20 protein-coding genes and 1 pseudogene are annotated in these 23,787 nt (G+C 73.5%); 10 read left to right on the forward strand and 11 right to left on the reverse strand.

Annotated elements, in window-relative coordinates; genetic code table 11:
• Positions 1 to 51 precede the first annotated feature (51 nt).
• Positions 52 to 558, forward strand: a complete 507-nt coding sequence (locus ACIRQF_RS33230) for a MarR family winged helix-turn-helix transcriptional regulator (protein ID WP_376633632.1) — start codon at positions 52 to 54, stop codon at positions 556 to 558.
• A gap of 64 nt (positions 559 to 622) precedes the next feature.
• On the opposite strand, the gene ACIRQF_RS33235 is transcribed toward ACIRQF_RS33230, so the two are convergent.
• On the reverse strand, positions 623 to 1,372 hold the full coding sequence (locus tag ACIRQF_RS33235; protein WP_404098060.1) for a LysE family translocator: 750 nt from the start codon (positions 1,370 to 1,372) through the stop codon (positions 623 to 625).
• Between the two features lie 265 nt (positions 1,373 to 1,637).
• Here ACIRQF_RS33235 and ACIRQF_RS33240 point away from each other — a divergent pair, with 265 nt between their 5' ends.
• Positions 1,638 to 2,567 carry a LysR family transcriptional regulator gene (locus ACIRQF_RS33240; RefSeq protein WP_404098062.1) on the forward strand — a complete coding sequence of 310 codons (930 nt, stop codon included), beginning with the start codon at positions 1,638 to 1,640 and terminating at the stop codon, positions 2,565 to 2,567.
• A gap of 36 nt (positions 2,568 to 2,603) precedes the next feature.
• Here the strand turns inward: ACIRQF_RS33240 and ACIRQF_RS33245 are convergent, their stop codons facing one another.
• Entirely contained in the window at positions 2,604 to 3,107 is a 504-nt protein-coding gene (locus ACIRQF_RS33245; RefSeq protein ID WP_404098064.1) for an anthrone oxygenase family protein, read from the reverse strand.
• Positions 3,108 to 3,112: 5 nt separating this feature from the next.
• Entirely contained in the window at positions 3,113 to 3,712 is a 600-nt protein-coding gene (locus tag ACIRQF_RS33250; RefSeq protein ID WP_404098289.1) for a maleylpyruvate isomerase family mycothiol-dependent enzyme, read from the reverse strand.
• Between the two features lie 403 nt (positions 3,713 to 4,115).
• Between ACIRQF_RS33250 and ACIRQF_RS33255 the strand changes: the two genes are divergently transcribed.
• Together ACIRQF_RS33255 and ACIRQF_RS33260 are read left to right on the forward strand one after the other, a co-directional pair.
• Positions 4,116 to 5,027, forward strand: a complete 912-nt coding sequence (locus ACIRQF_RS33255) for a LysR family transcriptional regulator (protein WP_404098067.1) — start codon at positions 4,116 to 4,118, stop codon at positions 5,025 to 5,027.
• Between the two features lie 398 nt (positions 5,028 to 5,425).
• Positions 5,426 to 6,790: an alkaline phosphatase gene (locus ACIRQF_RS33260; RefSeq protein ID WP_404098070.1), complete on the forward strand. Its 1,365-nt coding sequence runs from the start codon at positions 5,426 to 5,428 to the stop codon at positions 6,788 to 6,790.
• Positions 6,791 to 6,880: 90 nt separating this feature from the next.
• Here the strand turns inward: ACIRQF_RS33260 and ACIRQF_RS33265 are convergent.
• Positions 6,881 to 6,982 (reverse strand): annotated as a pseudogene (locus ACIRQF_RS33265) (DNA alkylation repair protein); the annotation flags it as partial.
• Between the two features lie 222 nt (positions 6,983 to 7,204).
• Positions 7,205 to 7,570 carry a hypothetical protein gene (locus ACIRQF_RS33270; protein ID WP_404098073.1) on the reverse strand — a complete coding sequence of 122 codons (366 nt, stop codon included), beginning with the start codon at positions 7,568 to 7,570 and terminating at the stop codon, positions 7,205 to 7,207.
• A 187-nt stretch (positions 7,571 to 7,757) separates the two neighbouring features.
• Here ACIRQF_RS33270 and ACIRQF_RS33275 point away from each other — a divergent pair, with 187 nt between their 5' ends.
• Entirely contained in the window at positions 7,758 to 9,029 is a 1,272-nt protein-coding gene (locus tag ACIRQF_RS33275; protein WP_404098076.1) for an NAD(P)/FAD-dependent oxidoreductase, read from the forward strand.
• Positions 9,030 to 9,161: 132 nt separating this feature from the next.
• The gene (locus ACIRQF_RS33280; protein ID WP_404098078.1) at positions 9,162 to 9,896 is read left to right on the forward strand and encodes an SOS response-associated peptidase; all 735 of its coding nucleotides are present in this window, start codon (positions 9,162 to 9,164) and stop codon (positions 9,894 to 9,896) included.
• An 85-nt stretch (positions 9,897 to 9,981) separates the two neighbouring features.
• On the opposite strand, the gene ACIRQF_RS33285 is transcribed toward ACIRQF_RS33280, so the two are convergent.
• Positions 9,982 to 11,088: a magnesium and cobalt transport protein CorA gene (locus ACIRQF_RS33285; RefSeq protein WP_376633615.1), complete on the reverse strand. Its 1,107-nt coding sequence runs from the start codon at positions 11,086 to 11,088 to the stop codon at positions 9,982 to 9,984.
• A 432-nt stretch (positions 11,089 to 11,520) separates the two neighbouring features.
• Between ACIRQF_RS33285 and ACIRQF_RS33290 the strand changes: the two genes are divergently transcribed.
• The gene (locus ACIRQF_RS33290; protein ID WP_404098081.1) at positions 11,521 to 12,789 is read left to right on the forward strand and encodes a winged helix DNA-binding domain-containing protein; all 1,269 of its coding nucleotides are present in this window, start codon (positions 11,521 to 11,523) and stop codon (positions 12,787 to 12,789) included.
• 33 nt (positions 12,790 to 12,822) lie between these two features.
• On the opposite strand, the gene ACIRQF_RS33295 is transcribed toward ACIRQF_RS33290, so the two are convergent.
• Complete coding sequence (locus ACIRQF_RS33295; protein WP_376633611.1) at positions 12,823 to 13,620, reverse strand: response regulator transcription factor; 798 nt, start codon at positions 13,618 to 13,620, stop codon at positions 12,823 to 12,825.
• Between the two features lie 139 nt (positions 13,621 to 13,759).
• Between ACIRQF_RS33295 and ACIRQF_RS33300 the strand changes: the two genes are divergently transcribed.
• On the forward strand, positions 13,760 to 15,472 hold the full coding sequence (locus ACIRQF_RS33300; protein ID WP_404098084.1) for an AMP-binding protein: 1,713 nt from the start codon (positions 13,760 to 13,762) through the stop codon (positions 15,470 to 15,472).
• Complete coding sequence (locus ACIRQF_RS33305) at positions 15,469 to 17,160, forward strand: AMP-binding protein (protein ID WP_404098087.1); 1,692 nt, start codon at positions 15,469 to 15,471, stop codon at positions 17,158 to 17,160. Before ACIRQF_RS33300 ends, ACIRQF_RS33305 begins: the two co-directional genes overlap by 4 nt.
• 323 nt (positions 17,161 to 17,483) lie before the next feature.
• On the opposite strand, the gene ACIRQF_RS33310 is transcribed toward ACIRQF_RS33305, so the two are convergent.
• The 3 genes from ACIRQF_RS33310 to ACIRQF_RS33320 all read right to left on the reverse strand — a co-directional run bounded on the left by ACIRQF_RS33310 (position 17,484) and on the right by ACIRQF_RS33320 (position 20,541).
• A complete protein-coding gene (locus tag ACIRQF_RS33310; protein ID WP_404098090.1) occupies positions 17,484 to 18,008 on the reverse strand; it encodes a GNAT family N-acetyltransferase in 525 nt (174 codons plus the stop codon).
• A gap of 419 nt (positions 18,009 to 18,427) precedes the next feature.
• Positions 18,428 to 19,216, reverse strand: a complete 789-nt coding sequence (locus ACIRQF_RS33315) for a TIGR04222 domain-containing membrane protein (protein WP_404098292.1) — start codon at positions 19,214 to 19,216, stop codon at positions 18,428 to 18,430.
• 68 nt (positions 19,217 to 19,284) lie between these two features.
• On the reverse strand, positions 19,285 to 20,541 hold the full coding sequence (locus ACIRQF_RS33320; protein WP_404098093.1) for a hypothetical protein: 1,257 nt from the start codon (positions 20,539 to 20,541) through the stop codon (positions 19,285 to 19,287).
• A 235-nt stretch (positions 20,542 to 20,776) separates the two neighbouring features.
• Between ACIRQF_RS33320 and gcl the strand changes: the two genes are divergently transcribed.
• The gene (gene gcl, locus ACIRQF_RS33325) at positions 20,777 to 22,564 is read left to right on the forward strand and encodes a glyoxylate carboligase (RefSeq protein WP_376633601.1); all 1,788 of its coding nucleotides are present in this window, start codon (positions 20,777 to 20,779) and stop codon (positions 22,562 to 22,564) included.
• A gap of 233 nt (positions 22,565 to 22,797) precedes the next feature.
• On the opposite strand, the gene ACIRQF_RS33330 is transcribed toward gcl, so the two are convergent.
• Positions 22,798 to 23,769 carry an ArsR family transcriptional regulator gene (locus ACIRQF_RS33330; RefSeq protein WP_404098095.1) on the reverse strand — a complete coding sequence of 324 codons (972 nt, stop codon included), beginning with the start codon at positions 23,767 to 23,769 and terminating at the stop codon, positions 22,798 to 22,800.
• Between the last annotated feature and the right edge of the window lie 18 nt (positions 23,770 to 23,787).

Genomic DNA, 23,787 nt, shown 5'->3' on the forward strand with positions numbered 1-23,787 from the left:
AATGTCAAGTATCTCAACGTTGAGAAGATGAAGGTAGAGAGGAGTGCGGCGATGAGTGATGTCGTGGACGCGATCATCGGGCAGTGGGCCAAGGAGCGCCCCGACGTGGTGGAGGAGCTCTGGCCGGTGGAACTCTTCGGGCGGATCCAGCGCCTCGCCCGCGTGATCGACAAGTCCGCCAAGGCCTCGGCGGCCGCCCACGGCGTGGAGCACGGCGAGTTCGACGTCCTCACCACCCTGCAGCGCTCCGGGCCGCCCTACGCCCTCACCGCCGGCGCCTTCCTGAAGGCGTCCATGGTGACGTCGGGCGCGATCACCAACCGCATCGACAGGATGGAGGCGAAGGGCCTGGTCGAACGGGTCCGCGACAGCGACGACCGCCGGACCGTGAGGATCCGCCTGACCGAGCACGGTCACGAGGTCACCCGCGCCGCCTTCGCCGACCACCTGGCCGCCTACGCGAGCCTGCTCGCCGACGTGGACCGCGAGACGGTGAAGGACACCGCCGACGGTCTGCGGAAGATCCTGGAGGCCTTCGGCGACACCAGCATCGAGTGAACGGCCGGACGGTGAGCGGGCCAGCGAGTGTCCCTCGGGGGGCGGTCCCCCGGGTGAGGGGCGGTCACCCTGCCGCGGTCGCCACCGCCAGTCCGAAGCCGATGAGCACGACCCCTGTCACCCGCCCGAGCCCGCGCTGCACCCCGGGGCGCCGGAGTGCCGGCCCGGCCTTGGCCAGCAGCAGGACGTAGCTTCCCAGCCAGGCGCCGGTGAGGGCGACGTGGAGGAGGACGAGGAGGCCCATACCCCAGGCGGCGGGCAATCCGGGCGGGGCCAGGGTCGGGAGCAGCCCGGTGTAGAAGACGCCGATCTTCGGGTTGAGGAGATTGGCGACGAGCCCGGTCCGCCACGCACTGCCGGGAGCGGCAGACCGGGCGGGGGCGGACGGGGGCGCCGGGGCGGACGGGGCGGGCGTGGTCCCGGGGGCGGACTGACCGGCTGGGGCGGGCGGGGTGGCGTCCGCAACAGTGTCCGCGGCAGCGTCCGCGACGGCCTCCGCGACGGCGCCCGCGGCGGGGAGGGGTGCGGTCCGGTGGGCCTGCCACAGCGCCTGCGCGCCCAGGAGGACCAGATAGCCGGCGCCGAGCAGTTCCACGATCCTGTACGCGGTGGGGGAGGCGGCCAGCACGGCCGCGAGGCCCGCCGCCGCCAGCGCACCCCAGACCAGAAGTCCGGTCGCGATCCCGCCCGCGGTGCGCAGCGCGTCACGGGCCCCGGCCGCGACGGTGCGCCGCGTCACCACCGCCATGTCCGGTCCGGGCGTGACGGTCAGCAGGGCCAGGACCCCGGTGGCGGTCGCGAGGTGGGTCGGCATGCGACGGGCCTTCCTCTTGTGGGGCACGGACGGCGTCGCCGCCCGGCGGCGGGCAACGGCGGCCCGGCAGCGTCGGTGGTGACGGGCCGACGGTCAGTGATCAGGGGCCCGTCAGGGGCGGCGGGCGGGGGTGCGCGTCCAGGTTCGGGCACGGTCGAGTCATCGGTCCAGCACATGTTTCCGACCTATACTCATCGGCGGAACCGACCGTTTCCCCTACGCCCCCGCCCGCCGGCCGCGGGCAGCGAGGGAGTGCTCCCGGACCATGTACGACCTGCACCGACTGCGCCTGCTGCGGGAGCTCAAGCACCGCGGCACCCTGGCGGCGGTCGCCGCCGCGCTTTCGTACGCGCCCTCCTCGGTCTCCCAACAACTCGCGCAGCTGGAGACGGAGGTGGGCGTCGCGCTCCTGGAGCCGGTCGGACGGCGGGTGCGCCTGACCGAACAGGCGGAGATCCTCGTCGCCCACACGGAGGCCGTCCTCGAACGCCTGGAGCGGGCCGAGGCCGACATCGCCGCGTCGCTGACCGAGCTGGCCGGCACCCTGCGCGTCGCCTCGTTCCAGACGGCCGCCCTGGCCCTGGTCCCCGCCGCCCTCGACCTCCTGCGCGAGCGGCACCCGAAGCTGCGCGTCCACGTCACCCAGCGGGAGCCCGAGCGGACGCTGCCCGCCCTGCAGGCACGCGACTTCGACCTCGTTCTCGCCGAGGAGTACCCCGACCACCCCGGCCCGCGGCGCCCCGAACTCGAACAGGAGGCCCTGCTCGACGACCCCCTGCGCCTCGCGCTCCCGCCGTCACGCGCCGCCGCCTGCCCCGACGGCCCGTCGGCGGCCCTGCGCTCGCTGGCGGACCACCCGTGGGTGATGGAACCCGAGGGCACGCCCGCGCGGCACTGGGCCGTGACCCTGTGCCGTACGGCCGGATTCGAGCCCGACGTCCGCTTCGAGACCACCGACCTGCTGCTGCACCGGCGCCTCGTCGAGCAGGGTCACGCCGCCGCCTTCCTGCCCGATCTCGTCTGGAGCGGGCAGCCGCAGACGGTCGCCCTGCGCCGCCTGCCGCGCGGCAGGCACATCCGCCGCGTCCTCACCGTCACGCGCCGCGGCGGCAGCGGCCACCCCGCCGTGGTCGCCTGCCGCGAGGCCCTCCACCGCGCGGCCGGACTCCCCGAGCCCCCGGCCCCGCCCGCCTGATCTCCGTGCGTCTTCGGCGGCGGCCGGCGGGTGAGGTCACCGCACGGCCGGACGGGCCTCCGGCGGGGCGACGGGCGCCCGGACGGACATCGCCGGGAGGGCGAGGAGGACGAGGAGGACGAAGGCCACGGCCGCGGTCAGGGTGCGGGCGTCGTTGAACAGCTCCCAGCGGCGCAGGACCTGGGCGTACCCCTCCGGGGGCTCCGTCGCGGCCCACTGCTTGATACGGGCGTTGATCGGGACGTTCCCGAAGCGCGTGATCAGGAACGACGCGACCACCAGGAGCCCGGCCGCCCCGGCGAGGACCCGGGCCCGGCCGCGCTCCGCGACGGCCAGGGCGAGGCAGCTCACCGCCGAGACCGCCATCGTGCCCTGCATGGTGATGCCGTTCATCGCCATGAGGGCGGTGTGGAAGTCGAGCCGCATGGCGATCGGCACCGTGCGGAACGTCGGTACGAGATTGGCGGCGCCGTAGCCGAAGGCGCCGGCGAGGAGGCCGGTGGCGAACAGCGGGACGGCGCGCAGGAGTCGGAGCGACACGGCGGTCACCGGCCCGTGAAGCGGCTGCTCGGCCCGCCGTGGAGGCGCCCGGGAGGCAGCCTGCGGCCGAAGGTGACCAGCAGCAGGTCCTGCGCCGAGCCGCGCACCTCGGCCCCGGAACCGTACGACCAGTCCAGGTCCTCGGCGCACAGCCGCACGCCGCGGAGGTCCACGCCAAAGAACCTCAGGCCGCTCGGCCCGGTCGCGTCGAGCAGGACGCGCAGCCGGTCCGCCGGAACGCGCCGGTCGAGGCCGAGGGGGACGGTGACGTCGAGGCCGTGCACCACGTCGTGACCGAGGGCCGCCACGTGGCCGCCGACCGGTGGCGTCCAGCGGTGGTCCGCGTTGTCCCGGAGGAAGGCACAGAGTTCGCCGACGGAGTGGGCGGCCGCGTCCCGGCGGGCGACCCGGTCGGTCATCCGGTGCAGACTCCCGCGGGCCCTGATCAGTTCGCCCAGCGTGGCGGGCAGGGAGAGCCGGAAGCCGGTCGACATATGGGCGACGACCTCGCGGACCCGCCAACCCGCGCACAGGGTCGGCGCGTTCCACTGGTCGTCCCCCAGCCCCTCGAAGAGGTCCGCCAGCTCCCGGCGTTCCGCCGCGATGAACGCCCGGACGGATTCCCGACTGGAGTCCTGGTCGGAGTCCCGGCCGGAGCTGCGGCTGGAGTCGCGGCCGGAGTCCCGGTCGGAGTCGCGGCTGGAGTCCCGGTCGGAGCTGAGGCCGGAGTCCCGGTCGGAGTCGCGGACGAGATGCCGCCCGGAGTCGCGGCCGGATTCCCGGCCGGATTCCCGGCCGGAGTCCCGGCCGGAGTCCCGGTCGGACACCTCGTCGCCGTCCCGCCCGGCCCCGGCGTCGACTGCCGTCGCCGCCTGTCGTGTCCGCCCTGCATGCCCTGCCTGCCCTGCATGCCTTGTTCGGCCCGTCGTGTTCCCCATGGATCCAGCGTGCGGGCGGAGGATCCATATTTCCAATAGATGGTTCTGCTGCCCTCTAGCATGATCGGTTATGGAACTGCGTCAGCTGCGCTACTTCGTCACCGTCGTCGACGAAGGCGGCTTCACCCGCGCGGCCGCGCGTCTGCATCTGGCCCAGCCCGGCCTGAGCGCCCAGATACGCCAACTGGAGCGGGAGTTGGGGCAGCCCCTGCTCGACCGCTCACACCGGTCCGTGACGCTCACCGAGGCCGGGCGGGCGGTCCTGCCGTACGCCCGCGCCGCGCTGGCCGCCGCCGACGCGGTGCGGCAGACGGTCGACGCGTACACGGGACTGCTGCGCGGCCGCGTCTCGCTCGGCCTCGTCTCCGGGGCCACCGGGCACGCCTTCGACATCGCCGCCTTCCTCGCGGACTTCCACGACGCCCACCCCGCCCTGGAGATCGCCCTCACCGAGGACTCCTCGGAGCGGATGCAGAGCGCGCTGCTGGCCGGAGAGCTCGACCTCGCCCTGCTCGGCCCCACCGATGAAGTACCTCCGCCCGGCCTGACCTTCCGGACCGTCCTCGACGTCCCGCTGGCCGCGGCCGTCGCACCCGGGGACCCCCTGCTCGGCCGGGCCGACCGTGCCACCGTCCCGCTGGCCGAGCTGCGCGACCGGCCGCTGATCTGCCTACCGCGCGGCACCGGAGTGCGCGCGGCGCTCGAACGGGCCTGCGCCCAGGCGGGTTTCCGGCCCCGCGTCGCCTTCGAGGCGACGGCGCCCGCCGTGCTCGCCCAGCTCGCCGCCCGGGGACTGGGCGTCGCCGTGCTCCCGGCGGGCGAGGACGGCTCCGCCCCGGACGGGCCCCTGCGGACGCTGACCCTCGTCGCCCCCGGGGCCCGTGCCCGCGTCGCCCTGGCCTGGCGGGCCACCGGCCCCGCGAGCCCCGCGGCCCGCGCGCTGCTCGACAGCCTCTGCACGGTCCTGCCCGGCCCCCTGTGACGGCGCCGGGCGGACCGCGAGCGGGACGGCCGTGCTACCGATCCGCGTCAGGAGAGCGTGAGGGCACGGCGCTCGGGCGCAAGATCGCGCCAGGAAGGCGCCCGGTACGACGGTGGCCCTCCTGACCGTCCGAGCGTCGCCCGCTCGGGCGGCCGATCAGCGCGTACGTACGGGACTTCGCGGCCGCCCGTCCCCGACCGGCTCGAAGGGAAGCCGGACTCGTGCCTGTGGACGGAGGCCGTCGTACCGGAAACGTGCTCTCGCTCGTCCGGTCATGGCTGTACGCGTTCGGGAAACACCTGTGCGGCCCGCAGTTCACCTGCTCGTCGCCCGCGCCTGATCGTCTGGACGTGCCGGTCGTCGCACCGGCACGCCAGTCGCAACAAGGAGCGAAACCCATGCCCAAGCCCACCCGCCGTCACCTCGCCGTCGCCACCGCCCTGGTCGCCGCGACCGCCGCGGCCGCGGCCGTGACCGTCACGTCGAGCGCCGGTGCGTCCGACAGCGCCCATCAGGCGAAGGCGGCGATCAAGGGAGGCAAGGCCAAGAACGTCATCCTGCTCATAGGCGACGGCATGGGCGACTCGGAGATCACCCTCGCCCGCGACTACACGGTCGGTGCCAACGGGCGCCTGGCCATGGACAAGTTCCCGCTGACCGGCTCGTACACCACGTACGCGGTGCACGAGGACGGCACCCCCGACTACGTCACCGACTCCGCGGCCAGCGGCAGCGGCTGGGCCACCGGCGTGAAGACGGTCAACGGCCGCATCTCCAAGACGCCCGGCACCGACAAGGCCGTCCCCACCCTCCTGGAACTCGCCCAGAAGAAGGGGTACGCCACCGGCAGCGTCACCACCGCCGAGCTGACCGACGCCACCCCGGCCGTCCTCGCCTCCCACGCCACCGACCGCTCCTGCCAGGGACCGGCCGACATGGCCAAGTGCCCCACCGACACCCTCGCGGCCGGCGGCCCCGGATCCATCGCCGAGCAGTCGGTCAACCACAAGGTCGACGTCCTGTTCGGCGGCGGCAGGAAGCGCTTCGACCAGAAGGTCACCGACGGCGCCTACAAGGGCCTCACCGTCACCGAGCAGGCACAGAAGCTCGGCTACCGGGTCGTCACCGACGAGGCCGGCCTGCAGACCGTGAAGCCCGGTCAGCGCGTGCTCGGCCTCTTCGCGCCCGGCAACGTGCCGGTCGAGTGGACCGGGAAGTCCGCCGCGGTCGGCGGCACCGACCCGCAGCGCTGCGTCACCACCAACCCGAACCGCCCGGCCGGCACCCCGAGCCTCGTGGACTCCGCCGCCAAGGCGATCCAGCTCCTGGAGGCCAAGCAGAAGCACTCCGAGCAGGGCTTCTTCCTCCAGATCGAGGGAGCCTCGATCGACAAGCAGGACCACGCCGCCGACCCCTGCGGCCAGATCGGCGAGACGGCCGCCTTCGACCGCGCCGTGAAGCTCGCCCGCGACTACGCGGCCAAGCACCCCGACACCCTCGTCGTCACCACCGCCGACCACGGCCACACCAGCCAGATCGTCCCGCTGGAGGCCACCCCGCCCGGCCTGTCCTCCACCCTGGTCACCGACGAGGGCCAGAAGCTGAAGGTCAACTACTCGACCAACACCCCGGGCCAGTCCCAGGAGCACACCGGCACGCAGGTCCGCATCGCCGCGCAGGGCCCGCAGGCGTACCGCGTCCTGGGTGTCACCAACCAGACCGACCTCTTCACGACCATCAGCGAGGCGCTCCGCCTGCGCTGAGCCACGGTCGGCACACGGGTCGGCGCGCGGGTCGCGCCGACCCTGGGGGAGGGGGAGTCCGGTCGCCGGACTCCCCCTCCGCTCGTACGGTCAGCCGCGTCGCCGGCGCACCATCTCAACGATCCAGACCGGGGCGAACGGCGAGGTGCAGCCCGGCGACGTCGGATAGTCCTTGAGCACCTCCAGGCGCTCCGACGAATCCGGACACGAGTCGTACTCGCTGTACCCGCCGGACTCACCGGACCAGCCGTGGAGCGGGCATATCCAGGCCGGATGCCGGACCGGAGCCCGGCCGGGCCGAGGCCGGACGCCGGGCCGAGGACGGATGCGAGGCCGGACCGAGGCCGGATGCCGGGCCGAGGCCGGATGCCGGACCGGACCGGAGGCAGGATCGGTACGCGTTCCGGCGGGGGCTCAGGCCAGGTCGGTGAGTTCCTCCGCGTAGACCTGGGACAGCGGCTGAGGGCCCACGTACTGCTGGCAGTTGCACTCGCCCGCCTCGTACCGCAGCGGCTTCTTGTTCTCGTCCCACGCGACCGGCACCTCGACGCGCTCGTGGCACCGGCCCTTCCTGTCGTGCTTGGCCAGGTGGTGGGTGCAGCCGCAGACCGGCTCCGGCGTCCTGTTCGCCGCCTCGACCGCGAGGCGCTCCTGCTTGGCCGCCTCCAGGACCTCCATCTTGCGTTCGTGGCGATGCCGCAGCGCGGTGCGTATGTTGTCGGCCGCCCAGGCGAAGCCGCCCGTCCAGAACAGGATGAGGATCACCCAGATCCAGTTCACGTGTCTTCCTTTCCCCCGGAAACGCTGTGCGAGCAGTCTAGGGACGCCGACCGGCCCCGGACCCGTGGAGACGGCGTCCGGACGTGATTCCCGACTCTTGACCGGAAGTCATGCCCCTGACAGCAGTGGGGCACTGCACACTGCACGAGTCCCACGAACCGCACCACATCAACAGGGGGATCAGCGCATGACCAAGCCCGAGAACGCGGGAGCCGAGTACGACGTCGTCATCAGCGGCGGCGCCCTGGCCGGCAGCGCCGCGGCGATCCTGCTCGCGCGCCGGGGGGCCCGCGTCGCCCTGCTGGAGCGACGCTCGGACCCCGAGGCCTACAAGGTGCTGTGCTCCCACTCCCTCCAGGCCTGCGCCTACCCGGTCCTCGACGAGCTCGGGCTCGTGCCCGCTCTGGAGAAGGCGGGCGCCGTCCCCAACAAGGCGCGCTGGTGGACCCGTTGGGGATGGATCGAGCCGCGGTCCGCGCCGGGCGGGCCCGAGCTGCCGTACGCGTACAACGTCCGGCGCAGCACCCTCGACCCGCTGATCAGGTCCCGTGCGGCGGAGACGCCCGGGGTCGACCTGCTCCTCGGCCACCAGGTGACCGGGCTGGTGCGCGAGGGGGAGCGGACGGTGGGCGTGCGCGTGTCGACGCGCGAGGGGGAGCGGGAGATACGGGCCCGGCTGGTCGTCGGCGCCGACGGCAAGGACTCGGCCGTCGCGAAGCTCGCCGGGGTGCGCGCCCGGGTGCACGAGAACGCGCGCTTCGGCTATCTCGCGCACTTCCGCGGCCTCCCGCTGCGTGACGGGATCAGTCACGCCTGGTTCCTGGAGCCCGACATGGCGTACGCGTTCCCGAACGACGACGGCGTGACGGTGGTCGCGGTGCTCCCGGGCAAGAAGCGGCTGCCGGCCTTCCGGGAGGACCTGGAGGGCAGCTTCCTCGACCTCGTCCGTGCCCTGCCCGAGGCGCCGCCCATCGACTCCGCCGAGCGCGTCTCGAAGATCATCGGCACGGTCGACTACCCGCTGGTGACCCGGGAGGCGACCGCGCCGGGCCTCGCCCTGATCGGCGACGCCGCCCTGACCGGCGATCCCCTGTGGGGCGTGGGCTGCGGGTGGGCCCTGCAGTCGGCACAGTGGCTGGCCGAGGCCGTCGCCCCGGCCGTGACCGGGCAGGGCGACCTCGACGCGTCGCTCGCGGGGTACGCCCGCACGCACCGGCGCCGGCTGCGCGGTCACCAGTTCCTGTCGGTCGACTTCGCCAAGGCGGCCGTACCGTTCAATCCCGTGCAACGGCTGATGTTCTCGGCGGCGGCACGCGACGACGCGATGGCGCGGCACATGTACATGTTCGCCTCCCGCCTGATCGGCCCGCTGGGCTTCCTCCACCCCGTCGCGCTGATCAGGGCGTCGCTCGTCAACCTCAGGCATCGCGGGAGGGCGGCAGCGCCGGCGGGGTCGTGACCGACTGGGCAGTTCGTGCGCGCGAGCGGGCGGTCGGGGCGCGGTCGGGTGCGAGAGGCCGGGTGCGACGCGCGCGCATCGCCGCTCGCCCGGGCCGCGGGTGCCGGGGCGGTGTCGTGGCACAGTGGCAGTATGTGCGGCCGATACGCCTCCACCCGCGGTCCTCAGGACCTGACGCAGCTCTTCGAGGTCACCGAATGGCGCCCCGAGGAGACGCTGGCGCCCAGCTGGAACGTCGCGCCGACCGACGGGGTCTACGCGATCCTCGAACGCGCCGCGCGGGACGACGGGGACGAGGTGCGTCGTGAGCTGCGGGCGCTGAAGTGGGGCCTGGTGCCGTCGTGGGCCAAGGACCCGAAGATGGGCGCGCGGATGATCAACGCCCGGGTCGAGACGGTGCACGAGAAGCCCGCCTACCGCCGCGCCTTCGCGAAGCGCCGCTGCCTGCTGCCCGCCGACGGCTTCTACGAGTGGGACCCCGTCAAGGACGAGGCGACCGGCAGGACCCGCAAGCAGCCGTACTTCATCCACCCCGTCGACGACCAGGTGATGGCCATGGCGGGCCTGTACGAGTACTGGCGCAACCCCGACATCGCGGATGCCGACGATCCGGCCGCGTGGCTGGTGACCTGCACGATCATCACCACCGAGGCCACCGACGAGGCCGGCCGCGTCCACCCGCGGATGCCCCTGGCCCTGCCCCCCGACCACTACGACGCCTGGCTGGACCCCCACCACCAGAACACCGACGATCTCCGCGCCCTGCTCACCCGGCCGGCCGGCGGCCGCCTGGATGCCCGCCCCGTCTCCCCGGCCGTCAACAACGTCCGCAACAACGGCCCCCACCTCCTCGACCCGGCCACCTGACGTCGGCGCCCGGTGACGCCGGACGGGCGTTCAGGGACACTGCCGTTCGCGGCCGTGCCGCACCCCATGACCCCACCCGCCCCCGCTACAGCCAGTCCTTCCGCTTGAAGACCACGTACAGGCTCGTGCACACCGCCGCCATCAGAACCACCGCGAACGGATACCCGCCCGCCCAGTGCAGCTCGGGCATGTGGTCGAAGTTCATGCCGTAGATCGTGCCGACCAGGGTCGGGGCGAAGAGGATGGCGGCCCAGGAGGAGATCTTCTTGATCTCCTCGTTCTGTTCGAAGCCCGCTTCCGCCAACGCGCGCATTTCCGCGTTCTGTTGCTGGGTGACCAGGGTCGCGTTCACCGTCAGGATCTCGGTCAGGGCCTGGCGGAAGCCGTCGACGCGTTCGCTGGTGTGGGTGACGTGGTCCGCCACGTCGCGGAGGTAGCGCTGGAGCTCCTCGTCCGTGCCGTACTTGGCGAAGCCCGCCATCAGGCCGTGGAGCATGCCGACCAGGGGGCGGGTCGCGCGCTGGAACTCGACCATTTCGCGGGAGAGTTCGTAGATGCGGCGCGACACCGCGGGGTCTCCGCCGAAGACCTCGGTCTCGATCTCGTCGATGTCGTTCTGCACGCCCGCCACCACCGGCGCGTAACCGTCGACCACCGCGTCCAGGATCGCGTACAGCACCGCCTCCGGGCCGAGGGCGAGCAGGTCGGGGTCCTCCTCCATGCGGCGGCGTACCGCCGACAGGTCCGGCGCCGCGCCGTGCCGGACCGTGATCACGAAGTCCGGGCCCACGAAGACGTGCAACTCGCCGAAGTCCACCTCCTCCTGGGCGTCCAGGTAGCGCGCTGCGCGCAGGACGACGAAGAGGGTGTCGCCGTAGCGTTCGAGCTTCGGGCGCTGGTGTGCCTCCATCGCGTCCTCGACGGCCAGCTCGTGCAGGTCGAACTCGGCCGCCAGGGAGTGGAGTTCCTCCTCGGTCGGGCGTTGCAGGCCGATCCAGGCCATGCCGTCCGGGTGCCGGCGCAGCTGGCGGAAGGTTTCCGCCAGGGTGTCGGGGGAGGAGACGCGGCGGCCCTCGCGGTACAGGGTCGCCTGGACCACGCTCGGCCCGTCCCCGGCCGGCCGGGTGGGGGAGGCGGCTGCCGGTGGCTCCGGTACGCGGCGCCAGGCGGCGCGCGGGTGGCGGTCGGACATCGGGCGGGCTCCTCGGCGTCTTGCGTGGGCGCTGCGCTTTCCTGGGGCACCCTTCTCGGGCGTTCGGTCTTCGGGCGTTCCGGTCTTCGGGTGTTCCGGTGTGGGCGTCCTCTTTTGGGCGGCCTTCTCTTCGGGCCCTTTCGTTGTCGCATCGTCGGCGGCACCCAGAGGAGCCCTCCCGGGGCGGGTGGTGCTCCGGCGGGGCTCTCCGGTGCGTCCCTCCGGAACGCGGCGTGCCTGATGCAGGATATAGGGGATGAATCGGGCCTGGGGGCTGCGGTGCGCCGTCGTCCGGCCGCGGGTCGCCCGCCCTCGCTCCCGCCCCCTGGGCTTCCGTCTCGCCCCCCCGCCTGTCCCCACGTCCGGCCCCCGTCCCGCCTCTTTCCCTCATTGCGGACTCATCCTGTCCGCAACTCTCGCTAGCTTTTCCTCATGGCCCTCCAGACCCCGCCCCCGGTCCTCACCTCCCGCGCTCTCAACCGCGCCACCCTCGACCGGCAGCTTCTCCTCGACCGAGCCCCGCTCTCCGCCGAGGAGGCCGTTCGGCACCTCGTGGGGCTTCAGGCACAGAACACCAAGCCGCCGTACTACGCGCTCGCCGCCCGCCTCGACGGCTTCCGTCCCGAGGACCTGTCCGCCGTCATGGAGTCCCGCAGGGTAGGGCGGATGGTCTCGCTGCGCTCCACCGTGCACACCCACACCGCGGGCGACGGCCTTCCGCTGCGCCTGCTCGTCCAGTCGGGGGCCGTCGACCGGGAGCTCCGGATGTTCCGCAAGGGGCTCGACGGGGTCGACCTGGAGCGGCTCGTCGCGCTCACCGTCGCGTACGTCGAGGAGCGGGCCCGTACCCCCAAGGAGATCCGCGAGCACCTGCTGCTGGAGTGGCCCGAGGGCGACCCACAGGCGCTCACCATCGCCGCGCGCTGCCTGGTGCCCATGGTGCAGGTCACCCCGCGCGGGCTCTGGGGGAGGAGCGGGCAGGTCGCCCTCACCACCGCACGGAAGTGGTTCGGAGGGGTCGACGGGGCGGCCGGGACGGCTGAGGCGCTCACGGGAGGCGGCGCCGCAGGGGAGCGTGCGGGAGTCGGGGAGAACGGAGAGGGTGCGGGCAGCGGGCGCAGCGGGGGCCGCGGAGAGGGGGTGGACCGTGGCGCCGGGCGCGAGCTCGACGGGCCCGGTGCGGCCGGGCTCGACGCGACCGTGCTCCGGTACCTGCGCGCCTTCGGGCCCGCCTCCGTCCAGGACATGCAGACCTGGTGCGGGCTCACCCGGCTCCGGCCCGCCTTCGAGCGGCTCCGGCCCGAGCTGCTCGTCTTCCGTGACGAGAGCGGCACCGAGCTCTTCGACCTCCCCGACGCGCCCCGCCCCGACGAGGACACCCCCGCCCCGCCCCGCTTCCTGCCCGAGTTCGACAACCTGCTGCTCTCCCACGCCGACCGCACCCGCGTCGTGCCCGGCGAGCACCGCGCCCGCACCTGGACCGGGAACCAGGCCCACCGGGTGTTCCTGCTCGACGGCCTCCTCGCCGGGCTCTGGCACCTCGACGAAGGGCGCGAGCGGACCGTCATGACCATCGAGGCCTTCGCACGGCCCACCCGTGCCCAGCGCGCCGCCCTCACCGCCGAGGCGGAGCGGACGCTGCGGCTCCTGGGCCCCCAGGGCATCCCGTACGACATCGTCCTGGGCGAGCTCGACGAGTGACCGGCCGAGAGTGGGCGGGCCGGCCGGGCGTGATCACGGCAGCGCGCCCGCCCGCCGTGCCGCCACCACCGCCTCCAGACGCGTGTGCGCGCCCAGCTTGCGCATCGCCGAGCGCAGATAGCCCTTGACCGTCTCCGGACGCAGCCCCAGCCGCTGGGCCGCCGTCGCGTTCGTCGCACCCGAGGCCACCGCCGCCAGGACGTCCGTCTCGCGCGGGGTGAGGAGGACGGCGGGCGGCCGGCCCTCCGGGGCCGAGGTCGACTCGAAGCGGCCGCACACCGCGAGCAGCCGTTCCCGCAGCTCCGGGTCGGTCACCTTCGGGGCGAGTTCGCGCAGCTCCCCGTACGCCTGCCGCATCTCCTCCCGCTCGGCCGCGAGCCGGCGCACCTCGTCCCGTACGGCGAGCGCCTGCTCCACGTCCCGGGCCGCCGCCGCGGCCGCGTCGAAGACCCGCTCGCCGATCGGCAGGGCGTCGCGCAGCGCCCCGTACAGGACCCCGCGCACCCGGCGGCGTACGACGACCGGCACCGCGATCACCGAGCGCAGGCCCTCAGCCGAGACCGGGGCGTCGTACTCGTGCGTGATGTGCCGCGCCGACGGGTAGTCGGTGACCGCGCACGGCCGGGACAGGGCGAGGCACTTCCCGCCCAGGCCGGAGCCGGTCGAGATCGCCAGCCCGCGCAGCGCGGGCGTCACCGCCCCGTTCAGCTCCGCGATCCGCAGGGCGCGGCCCTCCTGGAGCAGCCCTCCGAACACCACCTGGAGTCCGGTGGTGCGGCGCAGCCGCAGCAGAGCGGCGCGCAGCTCCGCCGATTCGTCGTGCTCGGGCACGATGCGCCCCTCCTTCGACCCGCCTCCACCCGGTCCGACGTCGTCCGCCGTCCGCGCGGTCTCCCCCCGAACGGGGGTAGTGAGACCTGGGTCACTGATTACACGATGTGGGGGACGGGTCCCGCAACGAGGAGGACACATGACGGCAACGAGCGCGGCGGAGCCGACGGAGGCGACGGAGAGGTTCCGGGCCGCCCGCGACTTCCTGCTCCGGCACCGGTCGGACTACGACACGGCGTACGCGGGTTTCGCCTGGCCCCGCCCCGAACGGTTCAACTGGGCGCTCGAATGGTTCGACGTCATCGCCGCGGGCAACGACCGCACCGCCCTGCACATCGTCGAGGAGGACGGCAGCGAGACGCGGCTGAGCTTCGCCGAGATGTCCGACCGCTCCAACCGGGTGGCCAACTGGCTGCGCGCGCAGGGCGTCGGCGCCGGCGACCGGATGATCGTCATGCTCGGCAACCAGGTCGAGCTCTGGGAGACCATGCTCGCCGCGATGAAGCTGCGCGCCGTCGTCATTCCCGCGACCCCGCTGCTCGGCCCCGCCGACCTGCGCGACCGGGTGGAGCGCGGCCGGGCACGCCACGTGCTCGTCCGGGCGGAGGACACCGCCAAGTTCGCCGACGTCCCCGGCGCGTACACGCGGATCGCTGTCGGCGGTGACGCTGTCGGCGGTGACGGGTCCGACTGGCTCGGCTACGAGCAGGCGTACGCGGAGTCCCCGGACTTCACGCCCGACGGCGTCACCTTCGCCGACGACACCCTGATGCTCTACTTCACCTCCGGCACCACCGCCCGTCCCAAGCTGGTCGAGCACACCCACACCTCGTACCCCGTCGGGCACCTCGCGACGATGTACTGGATCGGCCTCGAGCCCGGCGACGTCCACCTCAACATCTCCTCGCCCGGCTGGGCCAAGCACGCCTGGTCCAACCTCTTCGCCCCGTGGAACGCCGAGGCGACCGTCTTCATCCACAACTACACGCGCTTCGACCCGGCCCGCCTCATGGCCGAGATGGACCGGCACGGTGTGACCAGCTTCTGCGCCCCGCCCACCGTCTGGCGCATGCTGATCCAGGCCGACCTCGGTCAGCTGGTCACCCCGCCCCGCGAGGTCGTGGCGGCCGGCGAACCGCTCAACCCCGAGGTCATCGAGACCGTCCGGCGCGCCTGGGGCGTCACCATCCGGGACGGCTTCGGCCAGACCGAGACCGCCGTCCAGGTCTCCAACAGCCCGGGTCAGCGCCTCAAGGAGGGCTCGATGGGGCGGCCGAGCCCCGGCTTCCGGGTCACCCTCGTCGATCCGGTCACCGGCACGCCCGACGTCGGCGAGGGCGAGATCTGCCTCGACCTCGCCGCCGCCCCCGTCGGCCTCATGACCGGCTACCACGGCGACCCGGAGCGTACGGCCGAGGCCATGGCCGGCGGCTACTACCGCACCGGCGACATCGGTGCGCGGGACGAGGAGGGCTACATCACGTACATCGGGCGCGCCGACGACGTGTTCAAGGCCAGCGATTACAAGATCTCGCCCTTCGAGCTGGAGAGCGCGCTCCTGGAGCACGAGGCGGTCGCCGAGGCCGCCGTCGTCCCGGCGCCCGATCCGCTGCGGCTCGCCGTCCCCAAGGCGTACGTCGTCCTCGCGGCGGGCTGGGAGCCGGACGCCGACACCGCGAAGGCGCTCTTCGCGCACTCGCGCGAGGTGCTCGCGCCGTACAAGCGGATCCGCCGGATCGAGTTCGCCGAGCTGCCGAAGACGGTCTCGGGCAAGATCCGGCGCGTGGAGCTGCGCAAGCTCACGGCCGAGGGCGAAACCGGCACGGAGTACACCGAGGGGGATCTCGCATGACCGACCCGACCGCGACGACGCCCGCGAGCGCCGCGACGACGGCGAACACGAGCAGCGCGACGTCAGTGCGGCAGACGTCGTCCTACGCGCACGGGGTGTCGGACACGGCTCTTCTCGGCGACACCATCGGCGCCAACCTCGACCGGGCCGTCGCCACCTGGCCCGAGCGCGAGGCACTCGTCGACGTGCCCACCGGACGCCGCTGGACCTACGCCCGGTTCGGCGCGGACGTCGCCCGGTTGGCGGACGCGCTGCTCGCCAGCGGAGTCGTCAAGGGCGACCGGGTCGGCATCTGGGCCGTCAACTGCGCCGAGTGGGTGCTCGTGCAGTACGCCACGGCCCGAATCGGCGCGATCATGGTGAACATCAACCCGGCTTATCGCGCCCATGAGTTGGAGTACGTCCTCAACCAGGCCGGTATCTCTCTGCTGTTCGCCACCTTGAGGCACAAGACCAGTGACTACCGGGCGATGGTCGAGCAAGTGCGGGGCTCCTGCCCGCGGTTGCGGGAGACGGTCTACTTCGGCGAGCCGAGCTGGGACGAGCTCTTCACGCGCCGGGCGCCGGAGGGTGTGGTGCCGGAGGGGCTGTCCTGCGACGAGCCGGTCAACATCCAGTACACGTCCGGGACGACGGGCTTCCCGAAGGGCGCCACTCTCTCCCACCACAACATCCTCAACAACGGTTACTTCGTCGGCGAGATGATCGCCTACAGCGAGCAGGACCGGATCTGCATCCCGGTGCCCTTCTACCACTGCTTCGGCATGGTGATGGGCAACCTCGCCGCCACCTCGCACGGTGCCTGCATGGTGATCCCGGCGCCGTCCTTCGACCCGGCCGCCACCCTGCGGGCGGTTCAGGAGGAGCGGTGCACGTCGTTGTACGGCGTGCCGACGATGTTCATCGCCGAGCTGAACCTCCCGGACTTCGCCTCCTACGACCTCTCCACGCTCCGCACCGGCATCATGGCCGGCTCGCCGTGCCCGGTGGAGGTCATGAAGCTGGTGGTCGCCGAGATGAACATGGCCGAGGTGTCCATCTGTTACGGCATGACCGAGACCTCGCCGGTCTCCACGCAGACCCGGCGCGACGACGACCTGGAACGGCGCACCGGCACCGTCGGCCGGGTCCTGCCGCACATCGAGGTCAAGATCGTCGACCCGGCGACCGGCCTGACGGTCGAACGCGGCGCGGCCGGCGAGCTGTGCACCCGCGGCTACAGCGTGATGCTCGGCTACTGGGACGAGCCCGGGAAGACCGCCGAGGCGATCGACGCGGGGCGCTGGATGCACACCGGGGACCTCGCGGTGATGCGGGAGGACGGCTACGTGCAGATCGTCGGCCGCATCAAGGACATGATCATCCGCGGCGGCGAGAACGTGTACCCGCGCGAGATCGAGGAGTTCCTGTACGCCCATCCCAAGATCGCGGACGTGCAGGTCGTCGGGGTCCCGGACGAGCGCTACGGCGAGGAAATCCTCGCCTGCGTCGTCCCGCGCGACCCGGCGGACCCTCCGACCCTGGACGACGTCACGGCGTTCTGCCGCGACCGCCTGGCCCACTACAAGATCCCGAGACGGGTGGAGGTCCTGGCGGAGTTCCCGATGACGGTCAGTGGCAAGGTGCGCAAGGTGGAGCTCCGGGAGCGGTTCGGCGCGGAGGGGGAGCCGGAGGGCGCGGGGAGCTAGGGCCGGTGGGCCGATGGGCCGATGGGCCGATGGGCCTGCGGGCCTGGGGGGATGGGCAGGTCGCTAGGGCGGCGGGCCGGTGGGCCGGGGGCCGGCGGGCCGGCAGGCCCGGGGACTGGGCAGGGACGCCGTGCGGGCATGGGCGCGGGGCCGGGCGCCGGGCCGCCCGGGCCGCCGCCCGTGCGCAGGACGTGGGCCGGGGGCGCCGGGCCGGGCGTGCGTAGGACGTGGGCCGGGGGCGCCGGGCGGGCGTGGACGTGGGCGGGGGCGGTCGCCCCTCTGGCTCGGGCGGTCTCCGCTCCCCGCCCGGCGTCCCGCGGCCGTCAGACCAGGGCCGACACCTCGCGGCGCATGCAGACGCGGGGCCAGGCGGCCAGCCCGTGGGCCGCTTCGGCCCGGCTGATCGCTCGCAGGCCCTCGGTGAGCGCGGGGTCGTCGTCGTCGAGGCGGCGGAAGCCGAGCCGCGTGTAGTACGGGGCGTTCCACGGCACCTCGGCGAAGGTCGTCAGGGTCAGTGCCGCCAGGCCCTGCTCGCGGGCGGCACCCGCCAGGTGCTCGATGAGGGCCCGCCCGACGCCCTGGCGGGCGGCGGCCGGGTGCACGGAGACCTGCTCGATGTGGGCGGCGCCGTCGACGGCGTCCATGAGGAGATACGCGACGGGGCGTCCGCCCTCGTCCACCGCCACCCAGGCCCGCCCGGCGCTGCGGTAGCCCTCCAGGACGTCCAGGGACAGGGGTTCGTCGTCGGCGATCTCTCCCATGCCCAGGGGGCGGAAGGCCTCGCCCGCGGCGCGTTCGATGTCCTGGAGCATGGGGAGTTCGGCCGCTGTGGCCACTCGGATGCGCATACGCCAGTATGGCGCGGCGTGGGCCGGGGCGGGGCCGGACCGGGGGTACGAGGGCCGCTCGACGCGGAGGTGCCGCGCTCGCCTTACGCCGCCCCGCGGGGCCCCGGCGACGCGCATCCGCACACCCCGGACCGGCCGGGGACGGCCCGGGACGGCCCGCCGGCCTCGGCTCCTCCCGGCTCGGGCTGCCCTGTCGGTGTGCCGGTCGAGTCCCGCCCTGCCCCGCGCCGCCGCGCCCTGCCCGGCCGTGCCATGGCCGGACCTGGCCCGTCGACCCGGCCCGTCGACTCTGGCCGTGGACCTTGGTACGTCGGCCCGGCCCGTCGACTCTGGTCCGTCGACCTTGAGCTGTCGTCCCGAGCCCGCCGACGCCTGCCTGCCGACCGTGGTCCGCCCTTCGTCGCCGGGCCGCGGTCGTGTCAGTCGGGCATGCCGCCCGTGCAGGCAGGGCCGTTGTCCGGGTTCCAGCCGCGCCCCGTGGCGTAGCCGTCCTCGCGGTTGGCGCGGCGGCCCAGGAGGCCGCCGTCACGGGAGAAGTGCGGCAGGAACATGGTGAGCGCCGGGTCGCCGTACAGGGCCACGTACAGCAGCACGTCACGGCCGTCCGTCACCTCGCGCCGGTGCGTCGGCAGCGGATGCCGGGCGCGCAGGTTCGCGAGGAGCCGCCGGGCCCCGCGCGTCGTGGGCGGGACGCACAGCATCGCCGCCGCGGCCAGCACCGGCACCGTACCGAGCGCGAGCGCGGGCCCCGAGAGGCCGGTCGCCAGCAGGCCGACGGCGACCGTCACCGGGACCAGGCCCAGAAGGAGCCGGGCCGCCTTCAGCCTGCCGGGCGGGCGGAGCAGCCCCGTCCTGCCCAGTTCCCCGCGCAGCGCGTCCAGCGCCTGCCGCGCCTTCGGGCGCGTGGCCAAGACCTTGAGCGCCAGCGCCCGTTGCAGCGACCGGTGCACGCCCAGCTGCAGCGGATCGCGCGTGCGCCCCGCCCCGCCGTTGGCGCGAATCGTCCCCCTGCGCCCCGCCGCCACCGCCCCGCGCTGGTGCAGCGCGACCAGGGCCACCGTCACCGCCGCCCGAGGGCCCCCGCGCAGCAGCGCGAGCGCCTGCGGGGGCAGTTCCGGCCGCTCCTGGCTGCGGGTACGCAACAACAGCCCCGCCAGCGCGAGTTGACCGAACGCCGCCCCCAGGAACCACCACATCCCCATCGTCATGGTGTTCACCCCCCGAGGGTGTTGTGCCCGGGGGAGAGGCGATCGTCACGTGTGAATGGCCGAAATACTTACGGCGCTCCGGTGCTGAGCAGCTCGCCGGCCGGGGCGTTGACGGGCTGCGGCGTGCCCGTGAGGTCCAGCACGAAGAGCGGGATGCCGAGGCCCTCGGCGCGCTCGTGCGCCTCAGGGGTGTAGCCCGCCAGCGAGAAGTAGACGCTCACCGCCGAGTTGCTGAGACCGTTCAGCCACAGGCACTCCACGGCCCGCAGTCCGGTCGGCCGCGTGCTCGGATCCACCTGCGCCACCAGTCCGGGCCCCCGGAGGTCCACGGCCGACGCCGACCGTTCCTCGGGCTGCACGACGTCCTTGAACCCCAGCCACCGCAGGTACCCGGCGGACGCCGCCACCGCGTCCCGCGCCGTCCGGATCGTCACCGGCCGGAACGCGGAGCGCGGGGCCGCCGGGCCGGGGGCCGGGCGGGCCGGCGCGGGTGCGGGCGGCGGCAGCGGAGAGGGGTGCCGGCGGGCGAAGGAGGCGGGGTACGCGTCCGGGGCGACCGCCTCCAGGTCGGGGCGTGCGTCGGGGCCGGGGCCGTGCCGCGGGTCGGGGCGGGATTCAGGTGCGAGGTACGGGTCGAGGTCGCCGTCCGGCCCGTGGCCGAGCCCGGACCCGAAGCCGTCGCCACGGCCTGCGACGTCGGTTCCGGTGCCGGTTCCGGCGGCGGCAGCGGAGGTCCCGGCGTCTCGGCCCGTGCCCGTACCCGTGCCCGTCTCAGACCCGTTCGCAGCGCCCGCGCCCCGGCCCGTACCCGTCTCGGACCCGTCCGCAGCGCCCGCGCCCCCGCCCGTACCGGCCGCGGACCCGTCGGCGGCCCCGGTGTCCCGGTCCCTACCCGCCGCGCGCCCGTCCGCGGCGCCGTCCCGCACGGCCCCCGCGTCCCAGCGCCCGCCCGGTCCCGTGGCCCAGGGCGGGGACGCGGCCCCCGCCCCTCCTGCGCCGGCATCCGGAGCAGCCCCCGGAGCCGTCTCCGGACCTTTCGGCCCTTCCGGCGCCTCTGGCCCGCCGGGCCCCTCCACCGGCACCCGCAGCACCGCGCCGCAGGGGCAGCCGACCTCCGGGTGGGGCCAGTCCGAGGCGCGGGTGCAGGCGGGGCAGTGGACGGTGACCCATTCGTCGGACCAGTTGCGGTGCGTGATGGGGGCGGCGACGGCACCCGCGATCACCGGGGGCGCGATCGGGCGGCCGCAGGAGCAGGGAAACGCGGGCGCCGCGTAGCGCAGTGTGCGGAGGCACTCCGGGCAGCGCACCTGTACCGACTCACCCACACCGAACCCCCTCTGCGTCGTGCGTCCCCATCGTCCACCAATCAGGCCGTTCGAGGGGACGACTTCGGCCATCCCGTACGCGCGGGCCCGCAGCCCCGCGCGCCCCGGTGCCGCCCACCCGTCGGGACTCTCTTGACGCCTCTCCGCCCCCCGACCTACATTGCTTCCGTATAGCAGAACAGTACTTCCGCATTATGGAAACTGCGCCGACAAGGCCCCGAAGAGGAGCACTCCCATGCCTCGTATGACCGCCGCCGCAGCGGCCGTTGAGATCCTCAAGCGCGAAGGCGTCACCAACGCGTTCGGCGTGCCCGGTGCGGCGATCAACCCCTTCTACCGCGAGCTCAAGAACGTCGGCGGGATCGGCCACACGCTGGCCCGCCACGTCGAAGGCGCCTCCCACATGGCCGAGGGCTACACCCGCGCCAAGGCCGGCAACATCGGCGTCTGCATCGGTACGTCCGGCCCGGCCGGCACCGACATGATCACCGGCCTGTACTCGGCGATCGCCGACTCGATCCCGATCCTGTGCATCACGGGTCAGGCCCCGGTCTCGAAGCTCCACAAGGAGGACTTCCAGGCCGTCGACATCGCCACGATCGCCAAGCCGGTCACCAAGGCCGCGACGACCGTCCTGGAGGCCGCGCAGGTCCCGGGCGTCTTCCAGCAGGCCTTCCACCTGATGCGCTCCGGTCGTCCCGGCCCGGTCCTCATCGACCTGCCGATCGACGTCCAGCTGACCGAGATCGAGTTCGACCCGGAGACCTACGAGCCGCTGCCGGTCTACAAGCCGTCCGCGACCCGCGCCCAGGCCGAGAAGGCGCTGAACTTCCTCCTGGAGTCCGAGCGCCCGCTGATCGTCGCCGGTGGCGGCATCATCAACGCCGACGCCTCCGACCTGCTCGTCGAGTTCGCCGAACTGACGAACATCCCGGTCATCTCCACCCTCATGGGCTGGGGCACCATCCCGGACGACCACGAGCTGGCCGCCGGCATGGTCGGTGTCCAGACCGCGCACCGCTACGGCAACGCGACCTTCCTGGAGTCGGACCTCGTCCTCGGCATCGGCAACCGCTGGGCCAACCGCCACACGGGCTACAACCTGGAGGCGTACACGAAGGGCCGGAAGTTCGTCCACGTCGACATCGAGCCCACCCAGCTCGGCAAGATCTTCGCCCCGGACTACGGCATCGCCTCCGACGCCAAGGTCGCCCTGGAGCTCTTCGTCGAGATCGCCAAGGAGCTCAAGGCCGCGGGCAAGCTGCCGGACTTCTCCGCCTGGGCCGCCTCCGCGCAGGAGCGCAAGGCCACCCTGCAGCGCCGTACGCACTTCGACAACATCCCCATGAAGCCGCAGCGCGTCTACGAGGAGATGAACAAGGCCTTCGGCCCGGAGACCCGCTACGTCACCACCATCGGTCTCTCCCAGATCGCGGCCGCGCAGTTCCTGCACGTCTACAAGCCGCGCCACTGGATCAACTGCGGCCAGGCCGGCCCGCTCGGCTGGACGATCCCGGCCGCCATCGGCGCCGCCACCGCGGACCCGGAGACCCCGGTCGTCGCCCTCTCCGGCGACTACGACTTCCAGTTCATGATCGAGGAGCTGGCGGTCGCCGCCCAGCACAAGGTCCCCTACGTCCACGTCCTCGTGAACAACGCCTACCTGGGTCTGATCCGGCAGGCGCAGGGCGGTCTCGGCATCAACTTCGAGGTCAACCTCGAGTTCGAGAACATCAACACCCCGGAGATCGGCGTCTACGGCGTCGACCACGTCAAGGTCGCCGAGGGTCTCGGCGTCAAGGCGATCCGGGTCGAGGACCCGAACAAGCTCGGCGAGGCCCTGGAGCAGGCCAAGAAGATGGCCGTCGAGTTCCGGGTCCCGGTCGTCGTCGAGGCGATCCTGGAGCGCATCACCAACATCGCGATGAGCAAGACGGTCGACATGAGCGACGTCACCGAGTTCGAGGACCTGGCCACCGAGCCGGGCCACGCGCCCACCGCGATCAAGGCCCTCCAGGTCTGATCCACCCCGGTCAGGACCTCCTGACCGGCTGACACGCAGCGGCCTCCGCCCCGTCGAGCACCGGGGAGGGGGCCGTTCGCGTACCTGCTCCGCCCGTCGGGCGTGCGCGCCATGGGGGCCGTTCGCGTACCCGCTCCGTCCGTCAGGCCTGCGCCTGCGGGGGCCGTCCGCGTCTCTGCTCCGGGCCCGCCAGACCTGCGCCCGAGGGGCCGTTCGCGTACCCGCTCCGCCCGTCAGGCCTGCGCGCGGACCAGCACCGCGCCCGCGTCCGTCCAGTCGTACAGCACCGACCGCCCGGCGCGCCTCCGCCGTACGAGTCCGGCGTCCAGGAGCACCTTCAGGTGCCGTCCCACCGAGCCGAGCCCCTGACCCGTCAGCGCCACCAACTGGCTCGTGGACTTGGGGGATCCGAGGCGTACGAGGACACCCGCGCGGGCCGTTCCGAGCAGGGTGCCCAGCGCCTCGGGGACCACCGGGCCGGTGACGTCCGCCAGGGCGCCATCGCACGGGTACACGATCGCGAACCGAGCCGAGCCCTCCCACGACACCCAGCCCTTCGCCGGCGTCACCGGCACGAACAGCAGCCGTCCGCCGTCCACCGAACGCGGCGGGTAGTCCCGGGTGTTGATCTGCAGCCGGCCCTCCCCGAGCCAGCGGGTCCGGCCCGGACACAGTTCGTCGAGCGCCGTCGCCCAGCCGTCGCGGGCGAGCCGTGCGGTGCGCGCCGCCACATCGGCCTCCATGACCCGGCGCCGCCGCGGCCAGTCGGGCAGCACGGTCTCCCGCCACACCCACTCCAGGACGCCCGCCATCCGGCACGGCAGATCGCGCCGAGGGCGCAGCGGCTCCGGTACGGGACCGCCCACCGCCACCTCCAACTGCGATACGGCGTCGCCCGGTTCGGCGTCGCGGACCGCCATGACCTCCTCCTCGAAGGACGGCTCGCCCTCGCCCAGGGGGGTCGGCGTCAGGAAGTCGGCGTTCCACGTGGGCCCGATGGCCGCCCGGACGAGCAGCGCGTCGAGCGGCTCGGCAGCCAGCCGCTCCCGGTACGCGGGCAGGTGCGCGGCCAGCCAGGCGCGCTCGCCCCGGTGGGCGCCGGCCGCCGCGTGCAGGGTCTTGAGCGCCGCGATCGTCTCGGCGAGCGGCGAGAGGGCGAAGCGGCTCCCGGCCAGGGAGTCCGTACCGATCTGCCACCATCCCACCGCGCCCCGCCCCCGTCC

The organism is Streptomyces sp. NPDC101191 (assembly GCF_044767915.1).
In the GTDB taxonomy this organism is placed as follows: Bacteria; Actinomycetota; Actinomycetes; order Streptomycetales; family Streptomycetaceae; genus Streptomyces.

Bases quoted from the DNA above. Each gene is read 5' to 3' on its own strand.
- ACIRQF_RS33240 (WP_404098062.1), top strand. From the start codon at position 1,638: ATGTACGACCTGCACCGACTGCGCCTGCTGCGGGAGCTCAAGCACCGC.
- ACIRQF_RS33235 (WP_404098060.1), bottom strand. From the start codon at position 1,372: ATGCCGACCCACCTCGCGACCGCCACCGGGGTCCTGGCCCTGCTGACC.
- ACIRQF_RS33280 (WP_404098078.1), top strand. From the start codon at position 9,162: ATGTGCGGCCGATACGCCTCCACCCGCGGTCCTCAGGACCTGACGCAG.
- ACIRQF_RS33260 (WP_404098070.1), top strand. From the start codon at position 5,426: ATGCCCAAGCCCACCCGCCGTCACCTCGCCGTCGCCACCGCCCTGGTC.
- ACIRQF_RS33275 (WP_404098076.1), top strand. From the start codon at position 7,758: ATGACCAAGCCCGAGAACGCGGGAGCCGAGTACGACGTCGTCATCAGC.
- ACIRQF_RS33285 (WP_376633615.1), bottom strand. From the start codon at position 11,088: ATGTCCGACCGCCACCCGCGCGCCGCCTGGCGCCGCGTACCGGAGCCA.
- gcl (WP_376633601.1), top strand. From the start codon at position 20,777: ATGCCTCGTATGACCGCCGCCGCAGCGGCCGTTGAGATCCTCAAGCGC.
- ACIRQF_RS33305 (WP_404098087.1), top strand. From the start codon at position 15,469: ATGACCGACCCGACCGCGACGACGCCCGCGAGCGCCGCGACGACGGCG.
- ACIRQF_RS33230 (WP_376633632.1), top strand. From the start codon at position 52: ATGAGTGATGTCGTGGACGCGATCATCGGGCAGTGGGCCAAGGAGCGC.
- ACIRQF_RS33255 (WP_404098067.1), top strand. From the start codon at position 4,116: ATGGAACTGCGTCAGCTGCGCTACTTCGTCACCGTCGTCGACGAAGGC.
- ACIRQF_RS33290 (WP_404098081.1), top strand. From the start codon at position 11,521: ATGGCCCTCCAGACCCCGCCCCCGGTCCTCACCTCCCGCGCTCTCAAC.
- ACIRQF_RS33300 (WP_404098084.1), top strand. From the start codon at position 13,760: ATGACGGCAACGAGCGCGGCGGAGCCGACGGAGGCGACGGAGAGGTTC.
- ACIRQF_RS33310 (WP_404098090.1), bottom strand. From the start codon at position 18,008: ATGCGCATCCGAGTGGCCACAGCGGCCGAACTCCCCATGCTCCAGGAC.
- ACIRQF_RS33315 (WP_404098292.1), bottom strand. From the start codon at position 19,216: ATGACGATGGGGATGTGGTGGTTCCTGGGGGCGGCGTTCGGTCAACTC.